Genomic DNA, 19282 nt, shown 5'->3' with positions numbered 1-19282 from the left:
CACTCCCCAGAGGGGGTTTTTTGGGTGTGTGGGGGCTGGGAAGACCGGGACAGAAAGGAAAGGGACTTGAGAAAGAATTGACTCCCGGGAAGCGTAGACGGACCCCACCGGCGTTACCGCCCCGGTCCGTCGCGTTTACCGCACTCTCCGTGCTCCCGGGCGCCGGGAGCGGCGGGAGGGCGTCCGGCGGCACGGGAAAACGCGAGGTAGTTTTGGATCCGGCTCGGCGCGGCCGGTGAACGCATCGGACGGTTGTGCTCGGCCTCTGTGGTGGGGGCGTGACAATCTCCGGGGGAGCCGTCGTGGCAAAGGCACGGGCCGGTAGGCCGAAGACCGGACCGGCGGGCGACTCGAACGCCGGTCCGAGGAGCGGGTCGGGTGCGGTTCCGAACCAACGCGGCGCGACGCCGGCCGCCGGCGACAGGCCCGGCTCGGTCCGGCGCGGGATGCCGCGGTGGGCCCGGCTCTGCCTGATCTTCGGCATCCTCCTGGTGGTGGTCAGCGGCGGTGCCGTGGTGGGCTCGCGGGCCCTGGTCGCCCGGTACGAGGGCTCGGTGCGGCAGGCCGATCTCTTCGGTGATTCGGCCGCCGGCGCCACGCCCGCGCCGCACACCGACATCCGGGGTCCGGTGGACATCCTGCTGGTCGGCATCGACCCCAGGGCTGGTCAGGTGAACGAGCCACCCCGGTCGGACTCGATCATGGTGCTGCACGTGACCCGGTCGCTGGACCAGGCCTACCTGTTCTCCATCCCGCGCGATCTCGTGGTGGACATTCCCGCCTTCCCGAAGGCCGACTTCCGGGGCAGCCATGGCAAGATCAACGGCGCGATGGCGTACGGCAGCCGGGTGCCCGGCCAGGCCAGGCCCGATCCGGCCCGGGGCTTCGAACTGCTCTCCAAGACCGTCTCGGCGTACACCGGGATCAAACGGTTCGACGCCGGGGCGATCATCGACTTCGGCGGCTTCCAGCGGATCGTCGACGCCATGGGCGGGGTCGACATGTACATCGACACGAACGTCAAGTCCGAGCACCGTCAGCCGGACGGCAGCATGCGTACCCTGCTGCCGGGCGGCGGCCACTACACCGGCCCGCAGGCCACGTACCACAAGGGTCAGGCGCACCTGAAGGGTTGGCAGGCCCTCGACTACGTCCGGCAGCGGTACGGGCTGCCCAACGGCGACTACGACCGCCAGCGGCACCAGCAGCAGTTCGTCCGGGCCATGGTCAGCCAGGCGTTCAGCCGGGGGGTGGTGAGCAACCCCCTCAAGCTCGACGCCGTGCTCAGGGCCGCCGGTCAGTCGCTGATCTTCAGTGGCCGGGGCAACGACGTGGCCGAGTGGGCGCTGGCGCTGCACAGCCTCCGGTCCGACTCGATCGAGATGGTCAAGCTGCCGGGCGAGGGGGTCGGGAAGGGCGCGAGCTATCGCGGCGAGCGGCTGCTGCCGATCGCCCAGGACTTCTTCTCGGCCGTCCGCGCCGACCGGGTCGACGGGTTCCTGGCGAGCCATCCCGAGCTGATCAACAAGGCCCGGTGACGGGCCGGTCGACAAGGCCCGGTGACCGGCCGGTCGACAGGGTCCGGTGACCGGCCGGTCGCAGGGCCCGCTGACGGCCGGGCGAACAGGTGGCCGGATGGTGTCAACGAATGGGTACCCGTGGTGGTGTCAGCGGATTGCCCCTGGGTACCTGCCTTGGGTCACCGAGCCGAGGCCGACTAGACTCGGCCTCACCCCGCCGCTGTAAGGAGAGAGTGTGGCTAAGCAGCTTAACGTCGAGCTGGTATCCGTCGAGGAGAAGCTCTGGACGGGCGAGGCCGAGATGGTGGTAGCCCGGACGACCGAGGGTGAGATCGGCGTACTGCCCGGCCACGCGCCTCTGCTGGGTCTGCTGGCCGAGCCGAGTCAGGTGCGCATCAAGCGCGCGGGCGGGGAGCAGCTGGCTTACGAGGTCACCGGCGGATTCCTCTCGGTGACCGGTGAGGGTGTCACGGTCCTGGCCGAGAGCGCCAGCCCGGTCAGCCCGGCCACCTCCCGCTGATCGGGCGGCGGCAGTGGAGGTCGTAGAGGGAATCGGCATCGGGCTCGCCGTCCTGCTCGTCCTCCTGGTGGTGCTCTTCGTCCGGCGTGCGGTCGTGACCCGCTCCGGCGGGATCATCCGGCTGAGCGTCCGGGTCTCCACGATCCTCAACCAGCGTGGTTGGTCACCCGGCTTCGGCCGGTTCACCGACGACGAACTCCGTTGGTATCGCATGTTCAGTTTGGCCCTGCGGCCCAAACGGGTGTTGGCCCGGCACGGGCTCGCGGTGGAGAGCCGACGGCTCCCCGAGGGCCAGGAGCGGCTGTCGATGCCCCAGAACTGGGTGATCCTCCGCTGCACCAGCCACCACGCGCCGGTGGAGATCGCCATGGCGGATTCCACGGTCACCGGATTTCTCTCCTGGCTTGAGGCCGCCGCGCCCGGGACGGCCTCGCCACGCATGGTCCACCCACAGGACCGTCCGGCCGCCTGAGTCGTCGTCGGTCCCGGGACGGCCTCGCCACGTACGCCGCCACATCGGAGGCGGTGGTTGTCCGTCGACCTGATCACGGTCGTCACCGGGAATCCGCCCCTTGTCGTGACCCTGCATGCTGGGCGTCATGGCGACGTATCCATGCCCCTTCTGCGGCGCACCGGCGGAGTTGGAGTCGGGGTGCAGCGGTTGCGGGCGTCCGCCGTATCCGGACGCGGCGGAGGTGGTGGAACTCAACGCCCGCACCGTGGAGCTGTTCGCCGAGGTGCAGTCGGCACGCGGACGCCTCGATGAGGCCCAGCGCGGGTACGCGGCGGCCACGCAGCGGCTCAGCGCCGTCCAATCGCACCGAGACGCGCTGGCCGCCCGCGTCAAACAGGCCGTCGCCGCCAGCCGGTCCGCCAGCCAGCCAGCCGGCGGTCAGCCGGGAGCCGGGGGACCGGCGGGCCAGCCAACGGCACATCACCAGGCAGCCGGGCAGGCGGAGGCTGAGCCGCGGACCGTGCAGAACGTGCTCTTCGTGCTCGGCGGGTTGCTCCTGGGCAGCGCGGCGGTCGTGTTCGCGGCCGTGGCCTGGGCCAGCTTCGGGGTGCTCGGGCGGGCCGTGATCCTCGCGGGCGTCACCCTCGTGGCGCTCGCCGTGCCACCCGTGGCGCTCCGCCGGGGGCTGCGGGCCACCGCCGAAACATTCGCCGCGCTCGGGCTGCTGCTCGTGCTCCTCGACGGATACGCCGCGTGGTACGTCAACCTCGCTGGGCTGGCCGACGGGACGCGGCCCAGCACGTACGCCGGGGTGGTCTGCGCGGCCAGCGCGGCGATCGGCGCCGGATACGCGGTGGCGACCCGGTTGCGCGGGCCGCGGTTCGCCGCGCTCATCGCGGTCCAGCCCGTGCTGCCGCTGCTCGCCGTCGGTCACGGGTTCGGCCCGGCGGGCTGGGCACTCGTGTTCACCGTGCTCACGGCGGTGAACATCCGGCTCGCCCGTACCGTCGAGGTGTTCGGCTGGCTGCCGGCGGCCGGCGCGGCGCTCGCCGCCTGGTCCCTCACCCTGGTCGCCCTGGCCACCGCGCACGGCGTGGCGGCGGCGGGCCGGGCCAGCGCCACGCTGCTGCTGCTCGCGGCCGTCGGGGTGGTCGCCGGCCTCGCGTACCCCCGCACCACACAGCTCGGGGTCGGTGTCGCGGTCGCCATGACGGCCCTCGCCGGAATCCGGATGGGCGCCGAACTGCTGCCCCACCAGCGGTACCTCGCATTCGCCGCGGTAGCGGTGCTCGTCGCCGCCGCCACGCTGGTGCTGCCGGAGCGGGTCCGGCGCGGCGGTTGGATCGGGGCGCTGGTCGTCGCCGGGGCGCTCGCCGTGCCGGCCGTCGCGACCGCCGTCACCTCGGCCGGCGACGCGGTCGCGCACGCCCTGCCGGCCTGGCGGGCGCACCCGTCGGCGGTCACCGGCCGGCTGTACGGCTGGCAGGTCCCGGCCGCTGTGGCGGTGCTGGCCGGAGCGTTCGGCGTACTCGTCCGGCACCGGATGATCTGGTACGCCGCCGCGGTGCTGCTCGTGTTCACCGCGCCCGGCGCTGCCGCGACACCGCTGACCGTGGTGTCCATCGTGGACGGCCTGCTGCTCGTCGCGCTCACCGCGGTGACGCTGTGGCGGGACCGGACGGCGGCCCTGGCGTTGCCGATCGTCGCGCTGCACCTCGGGCTCGTCGGGCTGGTCACCCCGGCGGCCACCCTCGGGACGTCCACGGTACTGATCGTGCTGTCCGCCGCGATCGCGGTCCGCGCGCCGAGCGCCCACCTGCGCCTGCCGGCCACCGTCGTGGCCATGGCGTACGGGCCCGTCCCGGTCGCCGCCGCGTTCGGTCTCGCCGGGAACGGGGTACGTGCCGCCAACGCCCCGCTACCGCTGGTTGGCGCCCTGGTCGGCCTGGCCCTGTCGACGGCCGCCGGCACGCTGCCGCGCCAGCGAGGAGGCACCGCGAGCGCAGCCGACGCTGTCGCATCCTCTGGCACCGCCGATACCTCCGGCGCTGGCGGGAGTTGGCCGGGCGCGGGTGCCTTCGGCGTCGCCCTGGCCGGTGCTGGCGTGACGGTCGCCGCCGGCTGGGCAGCGGCGGCGGACGGCGGGCGGACGCCGTTCGGGGTGTTCGCCGCCGCCGCGCTGCTGTGCGCCTGGCTCGCCGCGAGCGCGACATCGAGGCGTCCGGCGCGGGTCGTCAACCCGGCGACGCTACCGGCGGTGGTGCCCGCCGTCTCAGCCCTGGTCGCCGTGGCGCCGGCGGTACAGATGCTGCTCTTCCAGCCGTACATGTGGATAACCTCGGTCTGGCACGGCGCTCCCACCCGCGTCGGCCTGGGCCCGGACGGCGACCGGTGGGCGTCCGAGGCCACCGCGTTCGGGCCCGGTCCGGCCGCGCTGGCGCTGGTCCTGCTCGCCGCTCTGGCAGTGCCGCTCGCCCGGCGGCTGGGAGTGCCGGTGTGGACGCTCGCCGGGCCCCCCGTGACGTTCGCCGCGGTGCTTGGCTGCGTGGCCATGGCGGCGCCGTGGCCGACGGTACCGGCGGTGACCCTCGCCGCGGGCCTCACGACCGCGCTCGTCACCGCGCTGCGTCCGACGACCGGCGCAGCCCGGCGGTGGGTCGACCCCGGGGCCGTGACCTGCTGGTTCACCTGCGGCTCAGGGCTCGCCGGCTGCCTGGCCACCCGCGCCGCGACCCTCTCGGCACTCGCCGCGATCGTCGTGGTGGCGGCGGTGATCGGGGTGGCCGGCCGGCGCCCCGGTTCGCGTACCGTCGGCTGGATCTGCGCATCCGTGGCCGCCGGATGGCTCGCGTTCGCCGCCGCCCGGGCCGCGGGCCTGCCGCTGCGCCCGACCGGGTACTGGGTGCTGCTCGCCGCCGCCGTCACGCTGGCGGCGGCCCGGCTCAGCCGCCAGTCGGCCCGGGCGGCGACCGGCACCCGCGCGGCCGAGGTCGTCGCGCACGCGACGGCCGCCGTCGCGCTGCTGCTGACCTTCGGCGACCTCGCCGCCATGGCCGGCATCTGCGCGCTCTGGGGGGTGGCCCTCGGGCTACGGGCGCTGACCGGTGAGCCGCGGTCCGCGTTCGCCGCCGTCGCGGCCGGCGCGGAGATCGTCGCGTACTGGCTGGTGCTCGCCGCACGGGACGTGGCGGTCCCGGAAGCGTACACCGCGCCGGCGGGTGCCCTCGCCGTCGCCGCCGGATGGTTCGTGGCCCGGCGCAACGACCGGTTGAGCAGTTGGATCGGGTACGGACCGGGACTGCTCACCGGGTTCGCGCCGAGCCTCGCGGTCGTCCTGGTGACACCCGGCGAGCCGGGCCGGCGGCTGCTCCTCGGCATCGTCGCGGTTCTCGTGGTCGTCGCCGGAGCGGTGTGGCGCCGGCAGGCGCCGGTGGTCGTCGGGGGCGCCACCCTGGTGGTGCTCGCCGTGCATGAGGTTGCCGTCTACTGGGACCTGCTGCCCCGGTGGGTGCCGCTGGCCATCGCCGGCCTGGTGCTGGTCGCGCTCGCCACCACGTACGAACGCCGCCGCCGCGACCTGATCCGACTGAAGGCCACGGTCAGCGCGATGCGGTGACCTCCAGGAGAAGGTGCCTCTCAGCCCTCGGCTGCGTCCAGCCGGGCGGCCGGGGTCCAGGCGACGAAGCGCTCGTAAAGGGTGCGGGCCCCGGGCATGGTCTCGGCGCTCAGCGCGTGGAAGTCGTGGGCGGCGTCGGTCGCCATCTCGTACATGAAGACGACCAGGCCCATCGGGTCGTCGTGGAACTGGGCGATGAGCAGCCTGCGCGCCTCCAGACAGGGCCACAGCCTGGCGTCCGCCTCACAGATCCAGATCGGCATCAGCGGGGCGTGCGGTCGCGGCTCAGGGCGTTGGGCCGGGTGCGGGCCACGCCGGCCGACTGGGTGCGGGCCGCGCCGGCCGACCGGGTGAGGGTTCCGGCGGTCCCTGGTTGGTTCGCTCACGCTCACAGCCCTCCTTCGGTGCTTCCGGTCTCCGCCGGGGCGCCGTGACGCGAGAACTCGACCGCGATGCGGCGGCGTCGGCCCGACGGATCCGGGCGAATTTCGTTAATAACAGCCTGTGATCGTCCCGCTACTTTGAAAAGACCTGTCGACGTCCGGGGGCGGCGCCGAGCAGGCCAGACACGTCGCTACGAGGGGCGTGGTCGACACGCCGGACGTCGTGGGGGGAGCTGAGCGGGACGTGGGAACAACCACCTGGGAAGTCATCTCGCGGGAACTGCGCGAGGCGCGTAACCGGGCCGGCCTCAGCCAGGAGGACCTGGCCAAGCGCATCAACTATTCGGGCTCGCACATCTCGGGCATCGAGACCGGCCAGCGGGAGCCGAGGCCCGAATATCTGGCGGCCGTGGATGAGGCCCTCGGCACGGGCGGGCTGTTCGTTCGGCTGCTGCGGGGTCTGTCGCACCTGGAGAGCACCCCGCCCTGGTTGCGGGAGTGGATCGACATCGAGCGCGAGGCCCGCCAGCTCCGCTGGTACGAGCCGGCGTATGTGCCGGGTGTGCTCCAGACCGAGGCTTACGCCCGGGCGACGCTGAGCACCGAGCCGTTGCCGGCCGAGGATATCGAGCGGCGGGTCTCGTCCCGGCTCGGTCGACAGGCACTGCTGACCCGGGAGCAGCCGGTCCAGCTCATCGCGGTGATCGACGTCATGGTGCTGCGCCGGTCGATCCACGGATGCCCCGGCACGATGACCGAGCAGCTCGAACACCTGATCAAGGCCGCCGAGCTACCGCAGGTGCAAATCCTTGTGGTGCCGGAGGACGCTGGCTCCTACCCTGGCCTACAGGGAGGCTTCATCCTCGCGACGCTGCCCGACGGCTCGATGACCGCCCACCTGGATCATCAGGTTCGCGCGCAGGTGGTGAACCGGCCCGATGATCTGGCCACCCTCCAGGCCAGGTGGGAGGCGATCAGGGGTGAGGCTCTCCCGCGCAGGCAGTCACTCGACCTGATCAAGAAGGCGGCGCAGACATGGACCTGACCGGCGTGAAGTGGCACAAGTCGACCCGCTCAGGTCCCAACGGCGGATCGTGCGTCGAGGTCGGCGACAACCTGCCCGGCGTGGTGTTCGTGCGCGACACCAAGGACCGCGCGGGCGGCACGCTCAGCTTCGGCCCCGGGGCGTGGCAGGGCTTCGTGAACCTCGCCAAGCAGATCGGCCCGCTGGGCTGATCCCGAGACGCTGATCGGCGACCCGGAACGGGCCCTCGGCATCGCGCCGGGGGCCCGGTTCGATCTCCGGCCAGTCCGCGTGATTGATCTCTGTTCAGTCCGCGGCGACCAGCTCCACCTCGTACCCCTGCCGGTCGGCCAGGTAGCCGGCGTAGTGCTCAGGCCCGCCGGCGTGCGGATGCCGGTCGGGGAACAGCAGCGACCAGCCGTGGTCCGGCGCCGCCGCCACCAGGCGGTCCACCGACGCCCGTGGGCCGGCGTGGAAGGCCAGGTGGTTCAGCCCCGGCGTCCGCCGGTCGTGCCGGAAGCCCGTGAGGGCGGGCGAGCATTCCAGCACCAGGTACGTCGCGTCGTTCCGCCACGAGCGGCCGGCCGGCCAGTCCTGGAACTGCTCCCAGCCCAGCTCGGACAGCAGCCAGCCCCAGTCCGTGATCGCCATGGCCAGATCGGGCACCCACACCTCGACATGGTGCAGTCCACGCGGGGTGGTCTGGCCCGGAGCGTCCGGCCGGGTGTCCGGCTGGCTCGCCAGGGCCGCCGGAGCAGCGCTGGCATCCGTCACCGGTTGGCCCCCGGGACCCATAACACATCACCGTTCGGGTTGGCGGCTCTTGCCAGGATGAACAGCAGATCCGAGAGGCGGTTGAGATACTTTGCCGGGACGGTGCTGGTCCGGTCCGGATCGCTGGCGATCAGCGCCCACGCCGACCGTTCCGCCCGCCGGGCAATGGTCCGGGCGACGTGCAGCAGCGCCGCGCCGGGGGTGCCGCCGGGAAGGATGAAGGAGTCCAGCTTGCCCAGTCGCGCGTTGTACTCGTCGCACCAACCCTCAAGCCGGTTCACGTACTCCTCGGTCACCCGCAGCGGCGGGTACGCCGGCTCGGGCTCCACCGGGTTGCCGAGGTCGGCGCCGACATCGAACAGGTCGTTCTGGATCGTGCCGAGGGTCGCGCGCAACTCGTCCGGGAGCTGCCCGAGGGCCAGCGCCACGCCGATCGCCGCGTTGCACTCGTCGACATCGGCGTACGCGGTGATCCTCGGGTCGGTCTTCGCGACCTCCTCGTTGTTGACCAGCCTGGTCGTGCCGGCGTCGCCGGTCCTGGTGTAAATGCGTGTGAGATGGACCGCCATGGAAAGCAGCCTACGTACCCCGGCGGCGTTCGTCGTGTCACGGTCCCGTCCGACCGGTGGTAAACCGCACCGGACCAGTCCCGGGAGGTGACCATACGATGGCCGACGTGGACGTGATCAGGGTCAGCGGCGGTGCCCGGCTGGACGGCGAGGTACATGTCGTGGGCGCCAAGAACTCGGCGCTCAAACTGATGGCGGCGGCGTTGCTGGCCCCCGGGCGTACCGTGATCACAAATGTGCCCCGGATCACCGATATCGCGATCATGGGCGAGGTGCTCCGCCGGCTCGGCTGCGACGTGACCTTCGGCGACGACGACCCGGCGGCGGACGTACCGGCCGGCGGCCTGGTGGCCGGCACCCTGGTGGCCGGCACCCTGTCCAGCGGCCTGGCGGTCCCGGCCGGCGGCCTGGTGGCCGGCACGCCGGCCGGCGAGCTGGCGGCCGACACCCCACCGGCCGCCGACCTGGCGGTCACGCCGGCCAGCGATGTGGCGGTGTCGCCCGCCCGCGAGATCGCGGCAACCGGCCCGGCCAGTGCTGGGACGCCGGTCGGACCGCCCCGGTCCCGCTCGGTCACCATCGATGTCCCGGACGCCCCCGGTACGGAGGCCGACTACGACCTGGTACGCCGGCTGCGCGCGTCGATCGCCGTACTCGGCCCGTTGCTGGCCCGTCGCGGGTACGTCCGGGTCGCCCACCCCGGTGGCGACGCGATCGGTTCCCGTGGCCTGGACATGCACGTGGCCGGGTTGGCCCGGATGGGCGCCGAGATATCCGGCGAGCACGGCTTCGTGGTGGCCTCGGCACCCAAGGGGCTGCGCGGCGCCACGATCTGGCTGGACTTCCCGAGCGTCGGGGCCACCGAGAACCTGGTCATGGCCGCGGTGCTGGCCGACGGCGTCACGGTGATCGACAACGCCGCCCGGGAACCGGAGATCGTCGACATCTGCATGATGCTGATCGGGATGGGCGCCCAGATCACCGGCGCCGGCACCTCGACCTTGCGAATCGAGGGCGTCGACGCGCTGCGACCGGTCCGGCACGCCTGCGTGGGGGACCGGATCGTCGCCGGCACCTGGGCGTTCGCCGCCGCGATGACCCGGGGGGACGTCACGGTCACCGGGGTGAGCCCGGAGTACCTGGAGATCGCCCTGGACAAGGTCGTCTCGGCCGGTGGTCTGGTGGAGAGCCGGGACGCCGCGTTCCGGGTCCGGATGGACCGCCGGCCGTCCGCGGTGGACGTGGTGACGCTGCCCTTCCCGGGCTTCGCGACCGACCTGTTGCCGATGGCGATCGGGCTGGCCTCGGTCAGCGAGGGGGCGTCGCTGATCACCGAGAACATCTTCGACGGGCGGTTCATGTTCGTGAACGAGATGGCCCGGTTGGGGGCGGAGATCCGGACCGACGGGCACCACGCCGTGGTGCGCGGTCGGGAGCGGTTGTCCGGTGCGCCGGTGCGGGCCACCGACATCCGGGCGGGAGCCGGGCTGGTGATCGCCGGACTCTGCGCGGACGGCATCACCGAGGTCTCGCACATCCACCACATCGACCGGGGTTATCCCGACTTCGTCTCCGACCTGCGCTGCCTCGGGGTGACTGTCGAACGCGCCCTGGCCCCCGAAGAACCCGCCTTCGCCTTCTGACCCGCCCGACCGTCTCGCGTTCCCAGCCCTGCGGGTGGCTGAAGGTTCGTTCAGGGCGGCCGGCTAAGGTGCGGTGAGGGCAGTCCGTACGGTGAGGGAGAGAGCAGATGGCGGGTCGGCTGGTGGTCATCGGTGCGGGTCTGATGGGTTCCGGGATCGCCCAGGTGGCGGCCCAGGCCGGCTGGCAGGTCACACTGCGCGACCTGGATGACTCGGCCACCGCCCGGGGGATCGACGGGATCCGGAAGTCGCTGGAGAAGTTCGCGGCCAAGGGCACGATCGACGCCGCCGACGTGTCGGCCGCGCTCGACCGGATCACCCCGACGACCGACCTGGAGGCCGCGGCCGACGCCGACGTGGTGGTCGAGGCCGTCTTCGAGCGGCTGGACGTGAAGCAAGAGGTCTTCCGGGCGCTGGACCAGATCTGCAAGCCCGGCGCGGTGCTCGCCACCAACACCTCGGCCATCCCGGTGACCCAGATCGCCGCCGTGACCCAGCGGCCGGAGTCGGTGGTGGGAACGCACTTCTTCTCGCCGGTGCCGATGATGAAGCTCTGCGAGCTGGTCCGTGGCTACAAGACCAGTGACGAGACGCTGGCCACCGCCCGCACGTTCGCCGAGGAGATCGGCAAGACCGTGGTCGTGGTCAACCGGGACATCGCCGGCTTCGTCACCACCCGGCTGATCGCCGCGCTGGTGGTCGAGGCGGTCAAACTGGTGGAGTCCGGCGTGATCTCGCCGGAGGATCTGGACACCGCCTGCAAGCTGGGCTTCGGGCACGCCATGGGCCCGCTGGCCACGACCGACCTGACCGGGGCGGACGTGCTGCTGCACGCCACGAAGAACATCTACACCGACACCGGTGACGAGAAGTTCTTCCCGCCCGAACTGCTCCAGCGGATGGTCACGGCGGGCGACCTCGGCCGCAAGACCGGCAAGGGTTTCTACTCGTACTGACCCCGTCAGGGCGACGCCCAGGAACGCACGCCGGGTCGGTGAGACGGCGTCGTCCGTCGTCCGTCGTCCGTCGTCCGTCGTCCGTCGTCCGTTGGCCGTTGGCCGTCGGGTTACTGTGGGTGACAATGTTGGTGGGCGTCAGGTCAATCACACTCGGTAACGACCCGAGAGGTTCGTCCATCGCACTGCTCTTCGCTTTGCAATGCTTCCCTCCAGGCGACACCGATGCCAGGCTGCGGTGATGCTGATTGCCGGTTTCCTTCGGGTCGCAGTGGGGGTTACGCGCTGTGCCTGTCGCTTGGGGGGAAGCATTGCAAAGGCGGCGAAGGTACTGTGGGCTGAGGCGGCCGGTGCTCACCTTCCGTGAGCGGATATCCGGATGATGGGCCAGTGAGCCGGCGCAGGCTTGTGGACAACGCGCTGGGCCCGGACCATCGGGCGGACCAGCCGGGCATGGCCGCGTAGACCGGCCGAGGTTGGCCGCCTGGATCAGACGGGTGTGGCCGCGCGGGTCAGGCGGGTGTGGCCGCGTGGGTCAGGCGGGTGTGGCCGCCATCCGGGTGGCTGCCCGGATCAGGTGACCGCCGGTGCGTCCCAGCTCCGTCCGGCGTGCAGTGGGGTGCTCGGGCCGGTCACCGGCCTTGAGCTGCGTCGGATCGACCTCGCCAGCCTTGAGCTGCGTCGGATCGACCTCGCCGGCCTTGAGTCGCGTCGGATCGGCAGCGCCCGGGAGGAAGTACCGGGTGGCGATGTCGATCGGTGCCAGGTCCGTGATCTCGGTGAAGCCGAGCTGTCCGAGTTCCTCGCTGATCTCCTGGGCGGTGAAGTAGCACTGCCACGGCTCACCGATCGCGGCGACTCGCCGGCTGCTCTCCTCGTGCGACCGTCGGTGCTCGGGCGGCAGTGTCGACGGCGGGTCGGAGTAGTCGAAGACCACTGTGGCGCCGCCCGGCAGGCTCCCGACGTACCGGAGGGTGGCCAGGGCGGCCACGCGGGTGAGGTACGGCACCACGCCGAGCCAGGTGAAGAAGGCCGGACGGTACGGGTCGAACCCGGCCGCGCCGAGTTGATCGGCGAGGAGATCCCGTTCGAAGTCGACCGGGACGAAGCTGAGCGACGGCGGCGGGGTGATGCCCGTTTCGGCCAGCCGCCGCCGTTTCCACTCCTGGGTGGCTGGATGATCCACCTCGAAGACCCGCAGCCCGGCGGCGGCGTGCGGGTTGCGGTAGGCGAAGGTGTCGAGGCCGGCGCCGAGCACCACGAGCTGGCGGGTTCCGGCGGTGACCGCCGCCGCCAGCGAGTCCTCGGCGAACCGGCTGCGCGCCGCGATGAACCGCCCCCGCACCTGACGGCTCAACGAACTGGCCGCCCACTGCTCGGCCAGTTCGGCCGGCTGCGCGCCGAAGATCCGCACGGCCAGCGGGTCGGCGAAGACGCCTCCGCCGTCGACCACCTGGTGCGCGGCCCGGTACCACGCCGCCGCGAACGCCGTCCGGCTCGGCTGCCCAGCTTCCATGCTGAGCGACGGTAGTCGCCCGGTGCCGGGCACCTTCTCCCGGCCCTCGGGGCGACCACCCCGATATGCCCGCACCCGCAGAAAGCGCGCAATTGATCTGCCATCAGTTACGCGACCAGTCAGCCTATCGGCGTTGTGCCGAAATCCGTCGATCCAGTCTTGTCTCCGCAATTTTCTAGATTTACGCCGAAGGCGCCGACCCTGATCGTTCTCTGGATGGAGTTTCCAAATCCCGCCGGCCGCGTGACGGAAAGCCGACTGCATTCTCTTGTAACTCAGCCGACATATCGCCGTGGTCAAATTCCGTTATGACATTCCCCGCTCCGGGAAGGGCGACGCCGAGCGTCTGTCGACCGATCTTGGCGACGATTTCGGTGGTCACAATGGCTGTATCCATGGCAGCTACCCCCGCTGCCGCCCAGGGTCCAGCCGCCGCGCCCGTAACTATGCCCGAATGTGCATGGTCGTCGAAATACGGGGTGACTGGCCTAAATGCCTATTGGCCGGACTCCGCCGCCACCTACTGGTCGACCGTCTATCCGGTGACACCCGGCCTGAAGATTCGACTCTCCGGGGTCTTCCCGGACGCCCGCTACTCATCCTTCAGCGTCTACGACGAAAAGCCCGCCCCCTTCGTCAGTGGCGGAGTCAGTTCCAACGTTCCCGACTACCGCATCACGCCCGACGTGGGCAATGCCAATCCGTGGCAGGTCGTCGGGCAGCCGGGTGGCCGGTTCACCATCACGATCAGCCCGGAGCTGACCACGGACGCGGACGAGCTCAACAAGCTGCCGCAGTCCCGCGAGGACGCCCTGCCCGGCGCGAAGGCATCAGTGATCTTCCGGGTGTATCTGCCCACCGGCGGCGACTCGACAGTGGTCCTGCCGACCGTGACGCTGATCCAGAACGGGGTGTCGAAGACCCTGTCCACCTGCTCCTCCGGACTCGCCGCCAATACCCCGGAGCCCCTCGCCGATCGACCGGACCGTCCCGACCAACCGGATCGCCCTGATCGACCGGATCACCCCGATCGACCCGGTCGCCCCGGTCCGGCCGATGTCGGCGCCAAGCTCTTCATGCGTACGTCGGAGGTGGACAACCTGGCCCCGAACCCGGACAACGCCTATCTGGGCGCCTGGCTCACCCCACCGGGCGCGGATCGGGTGATCGTGATCCGTGGCCGGGGGCCCCGGGCCGCATCCGGCACCCATCCGAGTGTCTGGCCGGCGAAGCGCACCGACGTCCGCTACTGGTCGCTCTGCACAAACCTGGGCGGCCAGGCCAAGCCGGTGGTGATCAACCGGTTCCCCGAGGGGCCGCCGAGCTATGGATGCCGGTACGACGACGAGGCCCAACTCGACTGGCGGGGCAACTACGCCTACGTCATCGGCACGGAGGCGCAGCGGTCGACAATCGAGTCCGTGGGGACAGCCACCTTCCTGCCGTTCTCCACCACGTACCCGACGGCGCCGCACCTGGTCCTGCTCCGGAACCTGCTGCCGACGGAGGGGTTCGCGGAGGCCGTGCAGAACGTGCCGAAGGACAGTCCCGCGGAGACCGCCGCGGAGATCATGGGGCCGTACTACCCGATCGTGACGGTCTGTCCGCTGGCCGCTCTCGTCGCGGAGGGGCCGCGACACTGCGCATCCTGATCGATCCGCTCCGACCGGTCCGGGCGGGGGTTGGCGCGTACCGCGTGCCAGCCCTCGCCGGCGGGAGTCCCGGCGCGCGGTCAGCCGTCGCGCTTGGTGGTCCAGCGGAAGGTGAGCAGGCAGAGCACCAGGCCGATGACGCACCAGGCGGCCAGCACCAGCGCCACCCGGCCCAGTTCGAACGAGCCGGCCGGTTCCCGGGCGGCGAACGTGTCCGGCAGGAAGACAGCGCGCAGCCCCTGGCACATCCACTTGAGCGGAAAGAGCGCGGCGACCTGCTGCATCCAGCGGGGGAGATCGGTGAAGACGAAGAACACCCCGGAGATGAACTGGAGTACCAGCGTCACCGGGGTGACCACGGCCGAACCGCTGCGGGCGGTCCGGGCCAGCGACGAGATGGCGATGCCGCACAGGGTGCAGGCGGTGACGCCGAGCACGGCGACCCAGGCGAACGTCAGCCACCGCCCGACCTCGGTCGGCAGCGACAGACCGAACAGCCCCGCCGAGGCGGCCAGCAGCAGCGCCGTCTCGGCGACGCCGATGACGACCACCATGATGATCTTGCCGGCGAAGTACACCCATTTCGGCATGGGGGTGCCACGCAGCCGCTTGAGCACGCCACGGTCCCGTTCGATCGGGATCCAGATGCCGAGGTTCTGGAAGCTGACGGTCATCAGCCCGCTCGCGATCATCCCGGTGACGAAGTACTGGGTGAACCTCACCCCCGGCGCGATCTGCCCGTCGAAGATCGACGCGAAGATCAGGATCATGATGATCGGGAAGCCCAGCGTGAAGACCACCGATTCCCGGCTGCGCAGGAACTGCCGCAGTTCGAGCCTGCCCTGCCGCAGTGCCAGACCGGCTGGACCGATCCGGCGGTTCGCCGAGGTCGGGGTCGCGGTCCGGACCGTGTCCGTGGTCGTGCTCATCGGTGTCCGATCATCCGCAGGTAGACGTCCTCCAGTGTGGGGCGGGTGACGGTCAGCCCGGGGACCTCGCCGCCGAACCGCGTGGCCAGCTCCGCCACCAGCGCCGTCGGCGTCGCGCTCTCCGCCCGCTCCCAGCCACCTTCCGGGGTACGCCAGGAGACGGTGGCCAGCGCCTCCTGCCGGTTGCCGAGCCGGCTCGGCGGCGCCACCTCGATCAACTGTCCGCCCGCGATCACCCCCACCCGGTCGGCGAGGTTCTCCGCCTCGTCCAGGTAGTGGGTGGTGAGCACGATCGTGGTGCCGGCGGCCGAGAGGTCGCGGATCAACTCCCAGAACTCCCGCCGGGCCTCCGGGTCGAAGCCGGTGGTGGGCTCGTCCAGGAACAGCAGTTCGGGTCGACCGATGATGCCGAGCGCCACGTCCAGCCGCCGCCGTTGCCCGCCGGACAGCGAGTGGGTACGCGCCCGGGCCTTGCCGGTCAGCCCCACCCGCTCGATCACCCTGTCCGGGTCGTCCGCGTCCGGGTAGAAGCCGGCGAAGTGCTCGACCACCTCGCGGACGGTCAGCTCGTCGAACTCGCCGGTGCCCTGGAGCACGATGCCCACCCTGGAGCGCCAGTGCGCGGTGGGGGTCGGGGCGGTGCGCGCGGAACGGGTCCGTGAGCCGCGTGGCGGCCGGAGGGTGGATTCCGGGTCGACGCCGAGCACCCGGACGTCTCCGGCGTCGCGCCGCCGGTAGCCCTCCAGGATCTCCACCGTGGTGGTCTTGCCGGCACCGTTCGGCCCGAGCAGGGCGAACACCTCGCCCCGGTGAACCTCCAGGTCGAGGCCGTCCACCGCGACGGTTCCGCCGTACGACTTGCGCAGGCCGCGTACGTCGATGGCGACTTCGCTGTCCATGCCCCAACTATGCGTCCCGGCCGCCGCCGGGCGCCGGGAGGGGGGGCCCCCGTCACCCCCCCTCCCGTGGGTCCCGCCGCCTTCCCCTTCGCCGGCGGCCCCGCCCCGGCGCGCTTCCCGAACGCCTGGGCCGGGAGCGCGGTGGTCGCCGCGTCGCGCCCGCCGCACCACCACCGCTGGTGCTGCCGCCGGCACTGCCCGCACCACCACCGCTGGTGCTGCCGCCGGCACTGCCGCGGCGACCACCGCGTTGACTACAGATTCCGCCGTACGACGGCGGGCGGCAGTCGCCGATCCGTCCCGGTCGGTTTCCGGACGGTCCATCCGCCGACCGTGGGCCTGCTGTGCGGTTTTTCACCGGCTCATGTGACTCGTCGGTAACTTAGACTCCGGCAATGGACGACACGAGCGCCGGCCGGTTGCCCGAGCGGGACCGCCCGTGGGTGATGCGGACGTACGCCGGGCACTCCTCGGCCGCCGCGACCAACGCGCTGTTCCGGCGCAACCTGGCCAAGGGGCAGACCGGCCTCTCGGTGGCCTTCGACCTGCCCACCCAGACCGGGTACGACCCCGACCACGAACTGGCGGCCGGCGAGGTGGGCCGGGTCGGGGTGCCGATCTCGCACCTGGGCGACATGCGGGCGCTGTTCGACCAGATCCCGCTGGCCGAGGCCAACACCTCGATGACGATCAACGCGACAGCCATGTGGCTGCTCGCCCTGTACGTGGTGGCCGCCGAGGAACAGGGCGCCGCCCCGCGGGCCTTGGCCGGCACGACCCAGAACGACATCATCAAGGAGTACCTGTCCCGGGGGACGTACATCTTCCCGCCCGCGCCGTCGCTGCGGCTGACCACCGACACCATCGCGTGGACCGTGGTGAACGCGCCCCGGTGGAACCCGGTCAACATCTGCTCGTACCACCTCCAGGAGGCCGGCGCCACGCCCGTGCAGGAGGTCGGCTTCGCCCTGGCCACCGCGGTCGCGGTGCTGGACGCGGTACGGGACTCCGGGCAGGTGCCGGCGGAGCGGATCGGCGAGGTGGTGCGGCGGGTCTCCTTCTTCGTCAACGCCGGGGTGCGGTTCGTCGAGGAACTGGCGAAGATGCGGGCCTTCGTCGCGCTGTGGGACGAGATCACCGCGACCCGCTACGGGGTCAGCGACCCGACGGCCCGGCGGTTCCGCTACGGGGTGCAGGTCAACTCGCTGGGTCTGACCGAGGCGCAACCGGAGAACAACGTCCAGCGCATCGTGCTGGAGATGTTGGGCGTGACGCTCTCCCGGGACGCCCGCGCCCGTGCCGTGCAGCTACCGGCCTGGAACGAGGCGCTGGGCCTGCCCCGACCCTGGGACCAGCAGTGGTCGCTGCGCATCCAGCAGGTCCTCGCGTACGAGTCGGACCTGCTGGAATATCCCGACCTGTTCGACGGCTCGCACGTGGTCGGCGCGCTCGTCGCCGACCTCGTGACCGGGGCCCGGGACGAGCTGGACCGGATCCTGAAGCTGGGTGGCGTGGTCGCCGCCGTCGAGTCCGGTTACCTCAAGAGCGCTCTGGTGGCCTCACTGGCCCGGCGGCGCGGCCGGCTGGAGTCCGGCGCCGACGTGGTCGTCGGGGTCAACAGGTTCGTCGAGACCGAGCCGTCACCGCTGACCGAGGCCGGCGCCGAGGCGGTCGAGCGGGTCGATCCGGCGGTGGAGGCGGCGGCCGTGGCGGCCGTACGGGACTGGCGGGCCGGTCGGGATCCGGACGCGGTGTCGGCGGCGCTGGCCCGGTTGCGCGCCGAGGCCGGTACGGACGCCAACCTGATGGACGCCACCCTGGCCTGCGTGCGCGCCGGGGTGACCACCGGCGAGTGGGCCGGTGCCCTGCGCGAGGTGTTCGGCGAGTACCGGGCGCCAACCGGGCTGGGCGCGGCCGGCGGGAGCGCCGTGGACCGTTCGCCGGTCGCCGACCGGTCGCTCGCCGAGGTCCGTGACCGGGCCGCCCGGACCGCTGCCGAGTTGGGCGCCGGCAAGCTGCGCCTGCTGGTCGGCAAGCCGGGGCTGGACGGGCACTCCAACGGCGCCGAACAGATCGCCGTACGCGCCCGGGACGCCGGCTTCGAGGTGATCTACCAGGGGATCCGGCTGACCCCGGCGCAGATCGTGGCGGCGGCGGTGCAGGAGGACGTGGATCTGGTCGGGCTCTCCGTGCTGTCCGGATCGCACCTGGCGGCCGTACCGGCGGTGTTGTCCGGGCTGCGCGCGGCCGGCCGGTCGGACCTGCCGGTGGTGGTCGGCGGGATCATCCCGGCCGGCGACGCCGCCCAGTTGCGGGCGGCCGGCGTGGCCCAGGTGTTCACGCCCAGGGATTTCGCGCTCAGCGGCATCGTCGACGAGCTGGTGACAGTGGTCCGCGAGGCCAACGGCCTGGCCTGACCCGCGGCCTGGCCTGACCCGCGGCCTGCCCTGATCCGCGGCCTGGCCTGACCCCGCCAGCAGGTTCGACGGGGGAGTCAGACCAGCTGCACCGGCGCGTACGTCAGGCAGTCGGCGGCGTCCAGGTCGGGGCCGATGGTGATCTCCGATGCGCGGCAGACCAGCCCCTCGTTGTGTTCGCAGTCGTCCCGCTTGCAGGCCCCGACCTGGGCTGTCGCACCGATCCCGCCCTTGGTCGGCAGGTCGGCGTAGGTCTCGCAGTGTGCCCGGTCGCTGCTGCCCACCGTGATGGCGAAGGCGTGACAGCCCTGCTGGTTGTAGGCGCAGCTGCGGACGGCACAGTCGCGCACCCGCGGCATCTCGGATTCCCTTGCCATCCCGCCGACCTCCACCCGTCGTAGCTCGTACCT

The 19282-nt window shown here is 71.7% G+C and carries 17 protein-coding genes; 10 read left to right on the top strand and 7 right to left on the bottom strand.

Features of this window, described 5'->3' with window-relative positions:
• Positions 1–446: 446 nt before the first annotated feature.
• From ACXN5W_RS13200 to ACXN5W_RS13185, 4 genes are all read left to right on the top strand, one after another.
• Positions 447–1538 carry an LCP family protein gene (locus tag ACXN5W_RS13200; RefSeq protein ID WP_473158532.1) on the top strand — a complete coding sequence of 364 codons (1092 nt, stop codon included), beginning with the start codon at positions 447–449 and terminating at the stop codon, positions 1536–1538.
• A gap of 217 nt (positions 1539–1755) precedes the next feature.
• On the top strand, positions 1756–2040 hold the full coding sequence (locus ACXN5W_RS13195; RefSeq protein WP_473158525.1) for a F0F1 ATP synthase subunit epsilon: 285 nt from the start codon (positions 1756–1758) through the stop codon (positions 2038–2040).
• A 13-nt stretch (positions 2041–2053) separates the two neighbouring features.
• Positions 2054–2512: a DUF2550 domain-containing protein gene (locus ACXN5W_RS13190; protein ID WP_473158524.1), complete on the top strand. Its 459-nt coding sequence runs from the start codon at positions 2054–2056 to the stop codon at positions 2510–2512.
• A gap of 127 nt (positions 2513–2639) precedes the next feature.
• A complete protein-coding gene (locus ACXN5W_RS13185) occupies positions 2640–6110 on the top strand; it encodes an SCO7613 C-terminal domain-containing membrane protein (RefSeq protein WP_473158523.1) in 3471 nt (1156 codons plus the stop codon).
• Positions 6111–6130: 20 nt separating this feature from the next.
• Here ACXN5W_RS13185 and ACXN5W_RS13180 read toward each other — a convergent pair whose 3' ends face one another.
• Positions 6131–6373, bottom strand: a complete 243-nt coding sequence (locus ACXN5W_RS13180) for a hypothetical protein (RefSeq protein WP_473158522.1) — start codon at positions 6371–6373, stop codon at positions 6131–6133.
• Positions 6374–6737: 364 nt separating this feature from the next.
• On the opposite strand from ACXN5W_RS13180, the gene ACXN5W_RS13175 reads away from it, so the two are divergent.
• The gene (locus ACXN5W_RS13175; RefSeq protein ID WP_473158521.1) at positions 6738–7538 is read left to right on the top strand and encodes a helix-turn-helix domain-containing protein; all 801 of its coding nucleotides are present in this window, start codon (positions 6738–6740) and stop codon (positions 7536–7538) included.
• Positions 7535–7729, top strand: a complete 195-nt coding sequence (locus tag ACXN5W_RS13170) for a DUF397 domain-containing protein (protein WP_473158531.1) — start codon at positions 7535–7537, stop codon at positions 7727–7729. Before ACXN5W_RS13175 ends, ACXN5W_RS13170 begins: the two co-directional genes overlap by 4 nt.
• 94 nt (positions 7730–7823) lie before the next feature.
• On the opposite strand, the gene ACXN5W_RS13165 is transcribed toward ACXN5W_RS13170, so the two are convergent.
• Together ACXN5W_RS13165 and ACXN5W_RS13160 are read right to left on the bottom strand one after the other, a co-directional pair.
• Positions 7824–8261 (bottom strand): VOC family protein, encoded by a 438-nt coding sequence (locus tag ACXN5W_RS13165; RefSeq protein ID WP_473158530.1) that lies wholly within the window; start codon positions 8259–8261, stop codon positions 7824–7826.
• Positions 8262–8287: 26 nt separating this feature from the next.
• A complete protein-coding gene (locus ACXN5W_RS13160; protein WP_473158520.1) occupies positions 8288–8860 on the bottom strand; it encodes a cob(I)yrinic acid a,c-diamide adenosyltransferase in 573 nt (190 codons plus the stop codon).
• 98 nt (positions 8861–8958) lie between these two features.
• Here ACXN5W_RS13160 and murA point away from each other — a divergent pair, with 98 nt between their 5' ends.
• Positions 8959–10503: a UDP-N-acetylglucosamine 1-carboxyvinyltransferase gene (gene murA, locus ACXN5W_RS13155; RefSeq protein ID WP_473158519.1), complete on the top strand. Its 1545-nt coding sequence runs from the start codon at positions 8959–8961 to the stop codon at positions 10501–10503.
• Positions 10504–10610: 107 nt separating this feature from the next.
• Positions 10611–11459: a 3-hydroxyacyl-CoA dehydrogenase family protein gene (locus ACXN5W_RS13150; protein ID WP_473158518.1), complete on the top strand. Its 849-nt coding sequence runs from the start codon at positions 10611–10613 to the stop codon at positions 11457–11459.
• A gap of 535 nt (positions 11460–11994) precedes the next feature.
• On the opposite strand, the gene ACXN5W_RS13145 is transcribed toward ACXN5W_RS13150, so the two are convergent.
• Positions 11995–12975 (bottom strand): class I SAM-dependent methyltransferase, encoded by a 981-nt coding sequence (locus tag ACXN5W_RS13145; RefSeq protein WP_473158517.1) that lies wholly within the window; start codon positions 12973–12975, stop codon positions 11995–11997.
• 542 nt (positions 12976–13517) lie between these two features.
• Between ACXN5W_RS13145 and ACXN5W_RS13140 the strand changes: the two genes are divergently transcribed.
• Positions 13518–14627, top strand: coding sequence for a hypothetical protein (locus tag ACXN5W_RS13140; protein WP_473158516.1), 1110 nt, complete (start codon positions 13518–13520; stop codon positions 14625–14627).
• An 80-nt stretch (positions 14628–14707) separates the two neighbouring features.
• Here the strand turns inward: ACXN5W_RS13140 and ACXN5W_RS13135 are convergent, their stop codons facing one another.
• Both ACXN5W_RS13135 and ACXN5W_RS13130 read right to left on the bottom strand, forming a co-directional pair.
• Positions 14708–15556 (bottom strand): ABC transporter permease, encoded by an 849-nt coding sequence (locus tag ACXN5W_RS13135; RefSeq protein ID WP_473158515.1) that lies wholly within the window; start codon positions 15554–15556, stop codon positions 14708–14710.
• Positions 15553–16455, bottom strand: a complete 903-nt coding sequence (locus ACXN5W_RS13130) for an ABC transporter ATP-binding protein (RefSeq protein WP_473158514.1) — start codon at positions 16453–16455, stop codon at positions 15553–15555. The genes ACXN5W_RS13135 and ACXN5W_RS13130 overlap by 4 nt, the downstream gene beginning before the upstream one ends.
• Positions 16456–16850: 395 nt before the next feature.
• Here ACXN5W_RS13130 and ACXN5W_RS13125 point away from each other — a divergent pair, with 395 nt between their 5' ends.
• A complete protein-coding gene (locus ACXN5W_RS13125) occupies positions 16851–18872 on the top strand; it encodes a protein meaA (protein WP_473158513.1) in 2022 nt (673 codons plus the stop codon).
• A gap of 77 nt (positions 18873–18949) precedes the next feature.
• On the opposite strand, the gene ACXN5W_RS13120 is transcribed toward ACXN5W_RS13125, so the two are convergent.
• Positions 18950–19249, bottom strand: coding sequence for a DUF1540 domain-containing protein (locus ACXN5W_RS13120; protein WP_473158512.1), 300 nt, complete (start codon positions 19247–19249; stop codon positions 18950–18952).
• Positions 19250–19282 lie beyond the last annotated feature (33 nt).

The sequence above is a fragment of the Plantactinospora sp. A48 genome (assembly GCF_055793945.1).
The sequence above is the reverse complement of the archived record's forward strand: the minus strand, read 5'-3'. Positions and strand labels throughout refer to the sequence as shown.

Excerpts from the sequence above, each read along its gene's own strand:
- murA (WP_473158519.1), top strand. The coding sequence starts at position 8,959 with ATGGCCGACGTGGACGTGATCAGGGTCAGCGGCGGTGCCCGGCTGGAC.
- ACXN5W_RS13125 (WP_473158513.1), top strand. The coding sequence starts at position 16,851 with ATGGACGACACGAGCGCCGGCCGGTTGCCCGAGCGGGACCGCCCGTGG.
- ACXN5W_RS13185 (WP_473158523.1), top strand. The coding sequence starts at position 2,640 with ATGGCGACGTATCCATGCCCCTTCTGCGGCGCACCGGCGGAGTTGGAG.
- ACXN5W_RS13180 (WP_473158522.1), bottom strand. The coding sequence starts at position 6,373 with ATGCCGATCTGGATCTGTGAGGCGGACGCCAGGCTGTGGCCCTGTCTG.
- ACXN5W_RS13130 (WP_473158514.1), bottom strand. The coding sequence starts at position 16,455 with ATGGACAGCGAAGTCGCCATCGACGTACGCGGCCTGCGCAAGTCGTAC.
- ACXN5W_RS13160 (WP_473158520.1), bottom strand. The coding sequence starts at position 8,860 with ATGGCGGTCCATCTCACACGCATTTACACCAGGACCGGCGACGCCGGC.
- ACXN5W_RS13135 (WP_473158515.1), bottom strand. The coding sequence starts at position 15,556 with ATGAGCACGACCACGGACACGGTCCGGACCGCGACCCCGACCTCGGCG.
- ACXN5W_RS13150 (WP_473158518.1), top strand. The coding sequence starts at position 10,611 with ATGGCGGGTCGGCTGGTGGTCATCGGTGCGGGTCTGATGGGTTCCGGG.
- ACXN5W_RS13145 (WP_473158517.1), bottom strand. The coding sequence starts at position 12,975 with ATGGAAGCTGGGCAGCCGAGCCGGACGGCGTTCGCGGCGGCGTGGTAC.
- ACXN5W_RS13120 (WP_473158512.1), bottom strand. The coding sequence starts at position 19,249 with ATGGCAAGGGAATCCGAGATGCCGCGGGTGCGCGACTGTGCCGTCCGC.
- ACXN5W_RS13200 (WP_473158532.1), top strand. The coding sequence starts at position 447 with ATGCCGCGGTGGGCCCGGCTCTGCCTGATCTTCGGCATCCTCCTGGTG.